At 50.9% G+C, this 14,288-nt stretch carries 13 protein-coding genes and 1 other RNA gene; 1 reads left to right on the top strand and 13 read right to left on the bottom strand.

The annotated features are described in order from the left end of the window. Position 1 precedes the first annotated feature (1 nt). From ACZ5BI_RS04585 to ACZ5BI_RS04625, 9 genes are all read right to left on the bottom strand, one after another. Positions 2–835 (bottom strand): shikimate dehydrogenase, encoded by an 834-nt coding sequence (locus ACZ5BI_RS04585; protein ID WP_464896753.1) that lies wholly within the window; start codon positions 833–835, stop codon positions 2–4. Then, on the bottom strand, positions 823–2,079 hold the full coding sequence (mltG, locus tag ACZ5BI_RS04590) for an endolytic transglycosylase MltG (protein ID WP_464896754.1): 1,257 nt from the start codon (positions 2,077–2,079) through the stop codon (positions 823–825). Before mltG ends, ACZ5BI_RS04585 begins: the two co-directional genes overlap by 13 nt. Next, positions 2,079–2,555 carry a Holliday junction resolvase RuvX gene (ruvX, locus tag ACZ5BI_RS04595; protein ID WP_316087523.1) on the bottom strand — a complete coding sequence of 159 codons (477 nt, stop codon included), beginning with the start codon at positions 2,553–2,555 and terminating at the stop codon, positions 2,079–2,081. The genes mltG and ruvX overlap by 1 nt, the downstream gene beginning before the upstream one ends. Next, positions 2,555–5,236, bottom strand: a complete 2,682-nt coding sequence (gene alaS / locus ACZ5BI_RS04600; RefSeq protein ID WP_464896755.1) for an alanine--tRNA ligase — start codon at positions 5,234–5,236, stop codon at positions 2,555–2,557. The genes ruvX and alaS overlap by 1 nt, the downstream gene beginning before the upstream one ends. A gap of 55 nt (positions 5,237–5,291) precedes the next feature. After that, complete coding sequence (locus tag ACZ5BI_RS04605; protein ID WP_238127871.1) at positions 5,292–5,468, bottom strand: hypothetical protein; 177 nt, start codon at positions 5,466–5,468, stop codon at positions 5,292–5,294. Then, complete coding sequence (locus tag ACZ5BI_RS04610; protein WP_024058818.1) at positions 5,468–5,821, bottom strand: DUF948 domain-containing protein; 354 nt, start codon at positions 5,819–5,821, stop codon at positions 5,468–5,470. The genes ACZ5BI_RS04605 and ACZ5BI_RS04610 overlap by 1 nt, the downstream gene beginning before the upstream one ends. A gap of 131 nt (positions 5,822–5,952) precedes the next feature. After that, complete coding sequence (gene rpsD, locus ACZ5BI_RS04615) at positions 5,953–6,576, bottom strand: 30S ribosomal protein S4 (RefSeq protein WP_024058817.1); 624 nt, start codon at positions 6,574–6,576, stop codon at positions 5,953–5,955. 111 nt (positions 6,577–6,687) lie between these two features. After that, on the bottom strand, positions 6,688–8,040 hold the full coding sequence (locus ACZ5BI_RS04620; protein ID WP_464896756.1) for a replication-associated recombination protein A: 1,353 nt from the start codon (positions 8,038–8,040) through the stop codon (positions 6,688–6,690). Then, positions 8,040–8,663: an L-threonylcarbamoyladenylate synthase gene (locus tag ACZ5BI_RS04625; protein WP_316087402.1), complete on the bottom strand. Its 624-nt coding sequence runs from the start codon at positions 8,661–8,663 to the stop codon at positions 8,040–8,042. Before ACZ5BI_RS04625 ends, ACZ5BI_RS04620 begins: the two co-directional genes overlap by 1 nt. A gap of 114 nt (positions 8,664–8,777) precedes the next feature. Here ACZ5BI_RS04625 and rnpB point away from each other — a divergent pair. Then, positions 8,778–9,126, top strand: an RNA gene (gene rnpB / locus ACZ5BI_RS04630) — RNase P RNA component class A. 50 nt (positions 9,127–9,176) lie between these two features. On the opposite strand, the gene ACZ5BI_RS04635 is transcribed toward rnpB, so the two are convergent. From ACZ5BI_RS04635 to ACZ5BI_RS04650, 4 genes are all read right to left on the bottom strand, one after another. Next, the gene (locus tag ACZ5BI_RS04635) at positions 9,177–10,994 is read right to left on the bottom strand and encodes an AMP-dependent synthetase/ligase (RefSeq protein ID WP_316098983.1); all 1,818 of its coding nucleotides are present in this window, start codon (positions 10,992–10,994) and stop codon (positions 9,177–9,179) included. A gap of 365 nt (positions 10,995–11,359) precedes the next feature. Next, positions 11,360–12,064, bottom strand: a complete 705-nt coding sequence (locus tag ACZ5BI_RS04640; RefSeq protein ID WP_412585436.1) for an MgtC/SapB family protein — start codon at positions 12,062–12,064, stop codon at positions 11,360–11,362. 49 nt (positions 12,065–12,113) lie between these two features. Then, on the bottom strand, positions 12,114–13,187 hold the full coding sequence (locus ACZ5BI_RS04645; RefSeq protein WP_464896757.1) for a nucleoside hydrolase: 1,074 nt from the start codon (positions 13,185–13,187) through the stop codon (positions 12,114–12,116). A gap of 9 nt (positions 13,188–13,196) precedes the next feature. Further along, the gene (locus ACZ5BI_RS04650; RefSeq protein ID WP_278605505.1) at positions 13,197–14,234 is read right to left on the bottom strand and encodes a LacI family DNA-binding transcriptional regulator; all 1,038 of its coding nucleotides are present in this window, start codon (positions 14,232–14,234) and stop codon (positions 13,197–13,199) included. Positions 14,235–14,288 lie beyond the last annotated feature (54 nt).

The raw sequence follows: 14,288 nt of genomic DNA on the forward strand, positions 1-14,288 counted from the left end.
GTTATGCCTCCTTAAGAGCTGTCCGCATAGCTTGAAGATTGGGAGTGCGGGAAGTAAATAACTTGACCTGCATTTGGGCTTGATGTAGCAGCATGGATTTTCCGGAAATAATAGTGGCGCCGTCGCGGCGAGCTTGTTTTACCAGTTCGCTCGGCCAAGGATCATACACAATGTCTAATACGGTTTGATCAGAGTTAAAGGAAATAGTTTTATATAAGCCATCCAGAACTTCGCGAGGAACGGTGGAAATAATCAGTTCCGCTGCCTGCAAGGTTTCGCGAGCCTTCTCACTGGCGGCTAGGGGAATATATCCGGGATCGATGCCTAACCTAGTCGCCGCCTGCAGGGCATTACCTGTCCCCGATACTCTGCGCGACAACAGATTAATCTGAGCGGCCTCAAGTTCGGTTAAAGCGGCTAGCGCCGAGGAAGCAGTAGCCCCCGATCCTACTATGACCGCTTTTTCGGGGCTGAAGTCACGACCCTTAGCCTCTTTAATGGCTGCCACCAACCCATAAACATCGGTGTTAAATCCCGCGGTAACTCCTCCCGGGAAGGGCACTACGGTATTTACGGCTCCGGTTGCTTTGGCTAGCCCATCAACTTGGGAAAGCAGGGGAATAATCACCTGCTTTAAAGGCATAGTCACCGACAGTCCCACCAGGTTTTCCGGCCAGCTGGCCAAAAATGGCTCCACCTGATCCTTGGTAACTTCTACCCGGCGATAGTCAATATTTAGCCCAAGATCCCGATAGGCTGCCAGGTGGAGAACTGGAGACAGCGAATGGCTAATCGGGGATCCGATTACCGCTGCCCAGGGAGTTAGCGTTTGCATTTGCCCTGGTTTTGCTGGCACCACTGCTTAAGTTCCTCCACGCTCTTCTTCTGTTCTTCTAAAGTGAGGGCGAACTTAGTTTCCCCACTATCCAGATTGACCGTGGTGAAGTAAAGCCATTTACCATCAGCCGGTTTCACCGCCGCTTGCAGTGCCTTTTGCCCTACCGTCCCGATGGCAGTTGGGGGCAGTCCTTTATGCTTGTAAGTGTTATACGGGGTGTCTTGTTTTAGATCCTCGCTACTGGGAATTCCGCCGGAGCGGCCAAGACCATAAACCACCGTGGAATCCATTTGTAAAAATCCGTGAGTATCCGGATTATCTTGAAGACGATTTTCAATAACCCTAGCTACCTGGGCGTAATACTTATCGAGATTGACTTCTTTTTCTAAGATAGAAGCCTTAATCAGGACACTAGCACGCTGCTCGGGAGCCACTCCCGCCTCATCTAAGCGTTTAATCTGGGTGTCCACCATGGTTTTTACCAGATCTTTTACGCTCTGTTTGGTGGAAACAGTATAAGTATCGGGAGCTAGCCAGCCTTCGAAAGACTCTTCGCTTTGCCCGGGAATACCGTATTCGGCGGGGTCTGCGAAGGCTTCAGCTACCTGATCAGCATTGAATCCGGCAGTTTCCTGCAAGCGGGTCTTTATCTGCTTAACGGTAAACCCGGGAGGAATAGTTACCTTAATATCTGCTTTGGAGGTAGGATCTAGCAGCATTGCCAGCGCTTCTCGCGAAGACATCCGTTTGTGCAGTCGGAATCGTCCGGCTTGCACCCCTTGTGCCAAAGAATTTTTCTTAAATATATCGGCAAAGACGTCCGCGTCCGCGATTACTCCTTCTTTTTCTAGGATTGTTCCGATAGTTTTACCCGAGGCACCTTCGGGAATCTCGATAATTACTTCCCCGCTGCCTTTACCTTCGTAGTCTTCACCCCCAGATATTATGCCGCTAATTCCTCCGAGCTCTTTGGCAGCAATAACTGAGGCTCCAGTAATTAAGCCGATGACCACCAGGATTACTACTGCCGCAATAGTACGTTTTTTACGGCGGGCTTTCCGCCGCGCACTACGTCCGGCAACGGCTGACCGAGAAGGAACAGTCGCTTCAGACTCCCCTTCCCAATAGCTGTCGAGGTTAGCGGAATCTTGCCTTTGAGAAGGCTCCGCTACGCTGTTTTTATCGGCGCGGCGGGACGGAAAATGTCTTCTAGCCTCGCCATTTTCTTCCTCGCGGCTCATCAGGCTCCCTCGCTTTCAGATCCGTTGGCCAGCGGCAATCCGGGGGGACGTCCGGTTCGCCGTTCTATTTCCAGCGCCTGCTCCAGGATTAGCACTGCAGCCTGTTGGTCTACGACGCTCTTATGGTCACGCCCTCCAACTCCGGCAGAGCGCAACTGCTGATGAGCGCTCACCGAGGTGAGTCGTTCATCTACAAGTCTTATGCTACAAGTTGGTAACAGCTGTTCCAACTCTGCGCCCCACTCGCGCACGTCGGCGGCGTTTTTGCCTTCCTTCCCACTGAGTAAACGCGGCAGGCCAATGATGATTTCCTTCGCCTCATGCTCAGCTACCAATTCGACGATGCGAAACAGCTCTTGCCCGCCGTCACGGTAAACAGTTTCCACCGGCAATGCCAAGATACCGGCTGCATCGGAGCGAGCCACCCCAATGCGTCTAGTACCCAGATCTATCGCTAGTCTGACGCCGGTACGCATTAGCTATTTGCAATCTCGCGTTCAATCGCTTGCAAAGCCTCAGCAAGCTTACCTGCGTCTTTACCTCCGCCTTGCGCCAGGTCGGGTCGGCCTCCTCCGCCGCCTCCCATGGTTTGAGCAGCGATCTTCACCAGATTCCCGGCTTTAAGTCCGGTATCCCGAGCGCTAGCGGTAGTGGCAACAACTACCGAGGGACGATCCTTAAATACGCCCCCTACTGCTACTACTGCATTGGCATCGTGCAAATGTTGACGCAGTGCTTCCGCAAGTACCCTCAGGGCTTCCCCGGGTACCTGCCCCGCATTAAAGCTAACTACCCGCTTGCCCGCAATCTCTTTGGCAGAGGCCGCTAACTCCCCTACCCGGGATAAGAGATTTTCTTGTTGCAGGCGGTTAAGTTCTTTTTGCGCATGACGTAGGCGAAGTAGGGCATCATCAATGCGGGAAGGAATCATTTCCGGTTTAGTTCCCATAATCTTGGCGATCTGGGTGATTAATTCATGTTCTTTTGCCTGAAAATCAGCGGCTTTATCGGCTACTAGCGCCTCGATTCGTCTAACCCCTGACCCGATAGAGCTTTCAGACATCAAGACCACCTGTCCCAGGTATCCGGTGGTTGGCATGTGGGTACCGCCGCAAAGCTCACGATCCCAGCCGTTACCAATATCAACTACCCGCACTTCCTGCCCATATTTTTCCCCGAACAAAGCGGTAGCGCCCGACTTCTTGGCATCTTCTAATGACATAATCTCGGTATTAACCGGCAGATTTTCCCGCAGCTGATCATTAATCCGGTCAAAAATCTGCTCTGTTTGCTTATCGTTTAGAGATTTGCCGTGGTGGAAATCAAAACGCAGACGGTTTTCGTTATTTTCACTGCCTGCCTGGGTGGCTTGGGCGCCTAAAGTTTCTTGCAACGCCTTATGTAGCATATGGGTTGCAGTATGGGAACGGGCAATCGCTTGGCGGCGAGCGGTATCAATCGCGGCCACCACCTCGTCGCCTACGGCGAGTTGTCCCGCTTCCAAAGTTCCTCGGTGTACCCGCAGACCGGCAACCGGACTTTGCACATCTTCGACCTTAAATTTAGCACCCTGGAAGGAACGGATTACTCCATGATCAGCCAGCTGCCCGCCCATTTCCGCATAAAACGGAGTGGCATCTAAAACGATTTCTACATTGCTTCCGGTAGAAACAGCCGGTACTGCCTGGCCATCAGCCAGCAGTCCAATCACTTTCGCGTTGCAGCTGTCTTCGGTATAGCCCACGAACTCGACTTCGTGACCGAGGTCAGCTTCCAGTTCATGATAGATACGCGCATCCACGTGCCCAGTCTTTTTAGCCCGGGCATCTTCGCGGGCACGGTTCTTTTGTTCCTGCATTAACTCGGTGAACTTCTCGCGATCAACCTGGATACCCTGTTCGGCGGCCATCTCAATAGTCAAATCAATCGGGAAGCCGTAGGTGTCGTGCAAGGCGAAGGCATCTTTACCCGATAGCTGGATTTCATGATGTTGCTTAAGGCGGGTAACAGCCTGGTCAAAAATTAAGGTCCCGGACTCTAGCGTGCGCCTAAAAGCTTCTTCTTCCGCGTAAGCCACAGTAGAAATGGTTGCCCAATCCCGGTCTAATTCGGGATAGGAGGCTGCCATTTCCCGCTTTGAAACCGGCAACAGATCAGGAAATACCGGTTTTTCTACCCCCAAGAGGCGCATAGCGCGCACTACTCGGCGAATCAGACGACGCAGTACATATCCGCGACCATCATTACCGGGACGAACCCCATCCCCAATCAACATTAAAGCGCTGCGTACGTGGTCAGCTACTACCCGCATCCGGATATCGTCAGGATTATTGGAAGTTTTACCTTGGGTATAGCGTTTCCCCGACAGCTCCTGAGCCTTTTCAATTACCGGGAACACCTGGTCGATCTCGTACATATTGTCCTTGCCTTGTAGCAAGAACGCTAGCCGCTCCAGACCTAATCCGGTATCAATGCATTTCTTATCTAGTTCGCCGAGCAGCGGATAGTCTTTACCGCGTCCTTCACCACGTAAGTATTGATCAAAAACCAGGTTCCACAATTCCAGATAGCGGTCACCACCGGTATCTGCTTCCGGGCCACCTTCTGGGCCGTAGCCGCTTCCGCGATCAAAGTGGATTTCAGCGCAAGGACCGGCAGGCCCGGGCTGCCCGGTATCCCAAAATATTTCTTCGCGCGGCAGCTTTTGTAGATGCATCGGATCGAGGCCGATTTGATTTAGCCATATGTCCTCGGCTTCAGCATCGTTTTCCCAAATAGTTACCCACAGTTTGTCGCCGTCCAGACCATATTTGCCGTCCTCGACCGAACCGGTGAGCAGATCCCAGGCCATGGTGGAGGCACCCTGTTTGAAATAGTCACCGAAACTAAAGTTCCCACACATCTGGAAGAAAGTGCCATGCCGGGTGGTTTTCCCAACTTCTTCAATATCATTGGTGCGGATGCACTTTTGCACACTGGCAACCCGCGGCCAAGGCGCTGGCTCGGTTCCCACAATATAGGGAATGAACGGCACCATTCCCGCGATAGTGAACAAAATCGACTTATCGGGAGAAACCAAGGGAACGGACGGAGCTAGGTGGTGTCCCTGCTTTGCAAAATAGTCGAGCCAACGGGAACGAATTTCAGAAGTTTGCATTATGCCTCTAGATCTTAGGGAGGAGGAGGTGAGCTCCCTCCTACTGAACATGGGATTAACTTAAGGGGGTGGTTTGTGGCATTAACGCCGCCCGCAATTGCCTTTCTCGGACTTTAAAATCTTCCTGGAAAGCGGATCCGGCAGCTTGTATCCGCTGACGTACCGGAGGGATCGAATAGGCAACGGCACCCACAACCGCCACGGCGATCCCCAGTTTTACTAGTTTGTTCATTAGTCTTGCCCTTTCCGGTTAAACATTCTCCGGGCGGCGTAAGAAAAGGCAGAGAGCTTAATCAGTGGGCCGGCAAAGGTAGAAGAAACCAAGGTCGAAACCGCAGAGATATCTTGCGCAACTTGTGCTGCGGAAGTGGTTACTGCATCTACCCGCACCAACTGGGCATTGGCATCCCGGACTGTTTGGGAAACTTCCTTAACGGTATCGCCAGTATCTGCTGCTACCTGCTTAATTGATCCTTGAAGCTGGTCAAATACTTTCCCCAGCTTCCATAGAGGTATCGCTAGAAACACTACTAGCAGCAAAAACGCTAAAGCGGCGATTAATGAAGCAACCTCACCCACGCTCATTGTTCTTCCTTCCTAAAGAATGCTTGTATATAGCTAAATTTTACCCTACCGAGCATCAGTCCCAGAACCAAGCAAAATATGCGTGATGCCTCCCGAAAAATCGGGAGGCATCAGGCAACAAGAATAATTACCTAGCGTGAGTAGTGCTCAACCACCATCTGCAGATCGCAGACTACCGGGATTTCGTCGCGCTCAGGCAAACGCACGTAGGTCGCCTGTAGCTGTTCTAGGTTCACATCCAAATAGGGGGGAACATCCGGGAGTACATCGCGGTGAGAACCCGCGGCCGCCACAATAAAGGGATCTTTAGTCTGGGACTTGGGGCAAATCTGGATAACCTGACCGGGCTTTACCCGGTAGGAGGGGCGGTCAACCTGCTTGCCATCGACCAGCACGTGACGGTGAACTACCGTCTGGCGAGCCTGCGGCATAGTGCGGGCAAAACCAGAACGCAAGACCAGGGCGTCCAGACGGGACTCTAGCAGTACGATTAGATTCTCACCGGTCATGCCCTTAATCCGCCGCGCCTCTTCGAATAGGCGGTGCATCTGAGCCTCGCGGATATTGTATTGGGCACGCAGACGCTGTTTTTCCTTCAAACGGATCGCATAGTCAGATTCGCTGCGACGGCGAGCCCTGCCATGTTCACCAGGCCCATAGGGGCGACGGTCAAAGTAACGCTGCGCCTTCGGGGTCAGCGCGATCCCCAGAGCGCGAGAGAGACGAACCTGCTTACGTGCACGTTTATTTGCCATTTAATTTTCTCCTGTATGGGTTCTTTAATTGTCATTCACCGGTATTGCCGGTGGGGTCACCACGCGGGCTAAGACCCCAGGGTTGTCCGGAGACAACTGTCTTAGATTAGCTTATTTTTGTTCCCCATTGCCATTGGCCAAAATGCCGCGGATGGTATGCAAACGTTTAGACACCAAATCTTCGTAGCCGTTATCGGTGGGGTAATAATACTGAGTGCCAACTAAAGACGCAGGTAGATAGGTTTGCGCCACAATATGATGCGGATAATCGTGCGCATATTTATATCCGGACACTCCCAATTTTTTCGCATCTGCGTAATGAGAATCACGCAGATGGGCAGGTACTGAGCCGCTTTTCCCGGAGCGCACATCTTTAATGGCGGCTTCAATTCCCAAATAGGAGGCATTGGATTTCGGGGCGGTAGCAACTGCCACGGCGGCCTGCGCCAGAATAATCCGCCCCTCCGGCATTCCAATCATCTGGACTGCCTGAGCCGCGCTGACTGCAATTTCTAGCGCTTTAGGATCGGCCATCCCCACGTCCTCGCTGGCACAAATCATGATTCGCCGGGCAATAAAACGGGGGTCTTCTCCCCCTTCGATCATGCGTGCCAAGTAATGCAAGGTGGCGTCGACGTCAGAACCACGCATGGATTTAATAAAGGCACTGATTACGTCATAGTGATCATCGCGATCATATTTCACGATTGCAGTATCGGCGGCGCGAGCTATATCTTCAGTGCTGAGGACGCTACGTCCCGCCGTTAACGCCCCCTCCGCGGCTGCCTCTAATAAAGTCAGAGCTTTGCGCGCATCGGCTCCCCCGAGATCCGCTAGCCGATTTAGGGTGTCCTCGTCCGCGGTTACCTTGCCTTTCAGTCCGCGTTCATCAGTGAGGGCGCGCTGCAGCACTCCTTTCACGTCCTGCTTATTTAGCGGGTTTAAGGTGAGCAGCAAAGAACGCGAAAGCAAGGGAGAAACTACGGAAAAGGAGGGGTTCTCGGTAGTGGCGGCTACCAAAATAACCCAAGAATTTTCCACCGCCGGCAGCAGCGCATCTTGCTGCGACTTGGAGAAACGATGTACTTCGTCAACAAAAAGCACGGTTTGTTTACCAGTGGCTCGCAGTTGCTCGCGTGCCTGCTTTATAACTGCCCGCACTTCTTTAACCCCGGCAGAAACCGCGCTGACCTCCACAAAGTTTCTCTGCGAAGCGGTGGCTACCAGATAGGCTAGCGTGGTCTTCCCAGTTCCGGGCGGGCCCCAAAATACTATGGAACTAACTGCCCCCGCGCTGCCTTGGGGTTCTAGAAGCCGCCGCAAGGGAGAACCCGGCTCTAGCAAGTGTGCTTGCCCGACCACCTCGTCAATACTGAGCGGGCGCATCCGTACCGCCAAAGGTGCGGATGCGGAAAAAGCGGGGATCCCCTGTTCGTTAAGGGCCGCCTGTTGAAAAAGATCCACTAGATCATTACATCCGAAAGATCACCGGCACCTTGGCGTAATACCTCAGGCACCTGGCCGGTGAGATCAATAACCGTGGTGGGACGGGCTTCTTCTACCGGTCCTTCAATCACTGCATCTAACAGGTAACCGATTTCATCGCGAATTTCCCACCCGTTCGCTTCTGGTACTTCTTTATCTGGCAAAATCAAAGTGGAGGACATTAACGGCTCCCCCAATTCTTCTACCAGTGCCAAAGTAGTTATGTGGTCAGGAATCCGTGCCCCCACCGTCTTTTTCTTGGGGTTGAGCATGATCCGCGGTACCTTTTTATCGCCCTTCATAATGAAGGTGAAAGGCCCAGGGGTGAGCCGGTTTATCAGCTTAAACGCCGAATTGTCGACGATCACTAGCTTCCCCAGCTGCTTAAAATCATGACAAATTAGGGTGAAGTTGTGAGTTTTAGGCAGCTTGCGGATAGTTTGGATCCGTTCCAGCCCCGCTTTGTTTCCAAGTTTGCAACCGAGGGCGTAACCGGAATCGGTGGGGTAAGCGATCACGCCTCCATCTCGAATAATGTCAGCAGCTTTCGTAATTAGCCGGGCTTGGGGATTAACTGGGTGAATATCTATATAGGCAACCATGTCTTACAGTCTAGCAACCCGAGAATAATCAGTTCCTCCTGTTTAGCTTGGAGCATTAATCCGCTTGCACTTTGCTTTCGATTCGAGGGCGGATTTAGGTATTATTGTCCCGGATCAGTCGGCCGGGCGGCCGCGGCTAGCGATAGTCGAGGAAAGTCCGGGCTCCACAGGACAGGATGATGGCTAACAGCCACCCGGGGTGACCCGCGGGCTAGTGCCGCAGAAAATATACCGCCACGCCTCGCGTGGTAAGGGTGAAAAGGCGGTGTAAGAGACCACCAGTGGTCAAGGTGACTTGGCCAGCTAGGTAAACCCCATCCGGAGCAAGACCAAGCAGCAAGTTGGGTGGTCCGCTTTTAACTTGCGGGTAGGTTGCTAAAGACCTGCGGTAACGTAGGTCTCAGATAGATGGTCGCCGCTGGCTTAGCCAGTACAGAACCCGGCTTATAGGCCGACTGATCTGTTTAAACTTTTGAAGTATCCACCTTCGCCGGGCGCCAACGAGGATCGGCGTTATTTCTTATCTGTTTTGGCGTAGAGATCCTCTATTTGTTCCCGATAGAGGGAGCGAATCCGATTACGCTTAATCTTGAGTGATGGGGTCAGCATCCCGTTCTCGGTAGTCCAATCGGTAGTAATTATTTTGATCTTCCGGATAGATTCTGCCCGTGACACTGCCCGATTGGTACGTTGGACTGCCCGTTGTAAGGCCTCCAGCACCCGGGGATCCCGCGCCGCGCGGGTAACATCCATCTGCGCCATACCGTGATTCTTTAACCAGGTAGGCAACATTTCTTTATCTAAAGTAACCAGGGCGGCTACGAAGGGTTTATTGTCTCCCACCACCATTACCTGCGAGATTAGGGGATGACCCTTTAGCCGTTCTTCTAGAACCTCGGGGGCTACATTCTTGCCCCCGGCAGTCACAATGATTTCCTTGGCACGTCCGGTGATTTTAACGTTTCCATCCGCATCAATCTGCGCAATATCTCCGGTTTTTAGCCAGCCGTCCTCGGTAAACGCTTCCTTGGTGAGTTCTGGTTCCCCGTGATAGCCTCGCATAATCGAGCCGCCGCGTGCCTGTAGTTCGCCGCCCTCGCCCAGACGTACTTCGTTACACAGCAAAGCATGTCCCACGTATCCGGTTTTGTTACCGATTCGGTCAGACATGGTGAGTGGCCCGGTGGTTTCGGTCGCGCCATAGCCTTGCAAGACTTCGATTCCGCATCCGATGAAGAAGCGGCCGAGCCGCTCGGCCATGGGGGCTCCCCCAGAGACGATCCCCTGTAGGTTCCCGCCCATAAGTTTGCGAATCTTATTTAACACCAGCCGCCGTGCCAGGCGAATCTTGATTTTTTGTCCGAAAGAAATCTCTTTCCCTGACTCTTGCAGCCGCGCCCACTGTTCGGCGGTGCGCGCTGCCATCCGGAAAATCCGCAGTTTTATCCCGGAACCCGCGGTGGCATCGGCAGCGTTATAGATTTTTTCCAGCACCCGGGGTACCACTAGTATCGCATGTGGTTTAAATGTCTGCATATCTTGCACGATGGTCTTCGGGTTCGGCAAGAACGCAGCGGTACCATGGCCTACCAGCTGCTGATATCCCAAGAATCGCGCAAGTACATGGGCTACTGGCAAGAAGTAAATCACCCGGGCACCGGGATCAAAAATCCATTCATTCCAACTTTTTCGCTCGATTACGGCATTTAGGGGGCGTAAAAAGTTTGCGTGAGTGATTTCCACTCCCTTGGGACGCCCGGTAGTCCCGGAAGTAAACACGATAGTGCACAGGTCATCCAGTTTTATTTGTTCTAAGCGTTCGTCTAGCTTAGCGGGGGGAATCGTGCGGCCATGTTCTAGCAGACGGGTAAAGCCCGAATCATCCAGGGAAAAAACCACCGAGATTTGCCCGGTTAGTTCGGGTTCGTTATCCAATTGGCGGATCATATTGGCTTGCACCGTAGAATCAGTAATAACCGCTTTAACCTGGGCTTTTTGGGTAATCCATTTTACTTGTTCATAGGAGTCGGTTTCATAAATCGGTACGGTTACCAGTCCCGCGGCTTGCGCGCCTAGATCCATAACCATCCACTCATAAGAGGTGGATCCCAAAATAGAGACCGCATCTCCCGGTTTGAGCCCCAAACCGATCCAACCTAATCCAGCTGCTCGGATAGCGTCTCCTAGCGAAGCTGCGGAGATTTTTTCCCAGGCTGCACCCAGGGCGGAAGGGCGTTCCACCGCTACTTGCCGAGGGCGTCTGCGAGCCCGATCAAGGACTGCTGCGCACACCGAAGTGAATTGCATTAGATCGATAAGGGGAGCTCCCATTGGCGAATCTCCAATTCAAAATAGGTTTCTCTTTCCCGTAGATTAGCACAGCCGAAAAGACGACAACGGCCTCTTCCCTTGCGGTGCTTTGCCTTGGGTAGTTGCTATCCTGCTGTGACCGTAATCCATGATCCGTATGATTCAGACCAGTCTCTTGCTCCTCCTATGTGCGTCAGGATTAGTTTCGAGCATTGTCTTCCTCACTAAAGCCGTTCACATGGTAATGATTTCCCATTGGGATTTATGCTTGTAAAACAAACGGTTTATTAACAATCTGTTTCCGCAAGCAAACTACCTCGCCTTGGATCGCCTGCGGATATTTTCCAGTTTTCGTGCCATGCATAGAAAGAACTAATGGTTAAGTTTTATGCATCATTTAAATCTTGGACACTGACTACTTTTTTAATTTCAGAGATCGCTACGATTAGATCGTTAATACTATGGTGTCTATTTGAATTTACTGTTATATCGATTGCTACCTTATTATCACTGTTAACATCAGAATGGGAATGTAGTTTATTAATACTCCAACCTAATTTAGTTGCTTCTGAAACTACCGACCGTAAAACTCCAAACCCTTGCGAATAAGTAACTCTAAGCAGTTCTTCTTGTCCAGTTAGCAATCCCTGTAAGTAACCTGCTAGAGGCGCCAAAACCCAGACCGCAGTAAAGTGACAAAATAAACCAGCCGCTCCTAACCACCACATTCCAGCACCACAAGCCATGCCTATGGCAGCTGTTTCCCAAATAGTTGCCGCAGTTGTCAGGCCACTAATTGTTCCGTGACGGGTAAGAATAATCCCAGCCCCTAGAAAACCGATACCAGAGACAATTTGTGCAGCTACACGTGAGGGGTCAAGCCGAATAGTTCCCTCCGTGATCACATCCATAAAACCATACTTAGATATGATCATCATCGAACATGCAGTTACCCCAACAATAACTTGAGTACGGATACCTGCACTTTTACCACGAGATTGTCTTTCAATCCCGATTAATGAAGAGAATATCAGTGCCACCAGGAGCAATATCACTTGGTTTCCCGGCAAAGAAGCGTCAAAAATATACATGATATAAATCCCTGTATAGTTACGTCGTCTACAAATCGCGCTGGATTATTTATACCGCTGGAGTATTGCAGCTAAATACTGTGCGTCTCCACAGCGAAAGGAGTCGATCATTATCCACCGACGTCATCACTTGTGCCTTGAAGGGGCTGTCTTCCAGTTTCTTACTCGAACCAAATTGTTGATTGATAGCAGGGTCATCACTAGAAATTCGTATTAACTTTCCCTTGGGTTGAGCAGAAAGCGTGAACAACCCTGACGCTACCTGCGTAATATCAGGACAAAGCAGGTGAGCGATAACCACCATATCGTGTACCCACATCCCATCTACAGGACGAGTTTTAGCACTGTATTCAATCCAAGGTCTCAGCCACGAGTCTATTTCCATAGCTCGTTCCTCGTTCTGCCGATGTTTACATGCCCACTGCATAGTGTTTAACCAATAATCTAGTGCCATATGAGTTGTACGCGTAACATCGATAGGTACCATAGTCACTTTAATTCCAGATTGTAAAACTATTGCGGCAGCCAACGGATCAATAGCAAAATTGGTATCTACTAAGTCTCCGTACCCCAAACAACCTCCCATAAGAAAAATCTCTTTAATCCGTTTTGCCGCATCCGGCTGAAAACGAATTAGGGCAGCAATGTTGGTTAAAGGCCCCAAGGCCGCAATGGTTATAAAGTCTTTCGGATTATTTCGTAATAAATCCTCAGCTAGTCTAAGAGCAGCTTCTTCAGGAGATTCGCATTTTTCATCCTGGAAAAACAATATATCTTTTTGTCCTGAAAGTCCCTCGGGTCGATAGCGATCAGAGTTTCGCCACAGCTTACGAGTCTCCGAATCAAGCCTGGGAGCGTCTAGTTTTTCCCTCCACGTAGAGGGGGAAACATAGCTATCAAGAGGGCGATCACAACCTTTAATTATCGGCGTATTAACACGAAAAGTGTTTGCGAGACATTGAGCTGAGTTAGCAGCTTCTGCAGCGGTAACATTTCCGAAAACCGTCCAAACAGAGCTAACCTCAACTTGTGGTGCCGACCACGCCAGGCAAAGGGCTAAAGCATCATCTACATTCGCACCAGTAATCCCATTTCCGGGATCACAATCAATAATTAGGGACATCCAAATTCACTACTTTCGTTTATATTTGGAAATATCTCTACCGAAACAACTACCTCGTTCCACAAAAAATAAAGATGGGACAATCGTTTCAGGAGTATCTTTTTCCAAAAGAGAAATGCTCAGTTTATTCACTAAATCATCTATATCAATGTGCATTGCGGATAGCGATGGTGCATAAAAGGGAGCGTGCGGAGTGCCGTGCATTGCGACAATGCTTACGTCCTGGGGAATACTCTTTCCCAGGGCAGATATATGCCCCATTAGCCCTACTGCTTGCATCTCATTGGAGACGACTATTCCGTCGCATCCTAATCGCAGAAATTCCTCTGCCGACGCCCAGCCACCTTCATGGGTGTAAGGTGCAGTCAAATAAAGCGGATGGCTTTCCGGATTTCGGATACCGTCATCTCCTATGGCTTGCAACCAGCCCCTTGAACGTTCCGCCGAGTTGATACGATCCTTAGGGCCACCAAGGTGCCCTATGGTACTGCATCCGCGTTCAATCAACTTCCTGGTGAGTTCTGCTGCAGCTGCGCACTCATCTTCTAGTACACTTATCCTTTTTCCAGTAGCATCGAGCATTTTAACTGGATAGCAGGCATTCATGAAGGCTACGGGTTGATGCATGTCTTTCACAAATTCAACCGGGGATGGCTGATCTACTGAATACCAGATGAGACCAGCTACTTGTTGACTTATCATCGTTTCAATAATGCGTTTTTCCCGAGTTAAATCGTCGTGTGAGTCAGCGACTAAAAGAGAGTACCCAAGCTCGAATAATTTGTCCTCTATGCACTGAACCATATGCGATAAAAAGGGATTAGTAAGATCCGGGATAACCATTCCCAGCGTAGAACTCTTTCCAGTTAGCAATGTTCTCGCAGCATTATTCGGGCGATAGCCAGTCTTCTCTATCGCGGCTAGAACACGATCCCTGGTTTCGGACGCCACTGGTCGCGGACCTCCGTTAACCACATAGCTAACGACTGCAGTTGAAGTACCAGCCACTCTCGCGACATCGGATTGCGTAGCTAACCTTGATGACATGACAATATGCTCTTCATCCGGAACAATAATTCGTTAACTAAAGACGATGCGGGG

The organism is Varibaculum sp. GTC20041 (assembly GCF_055387755.1).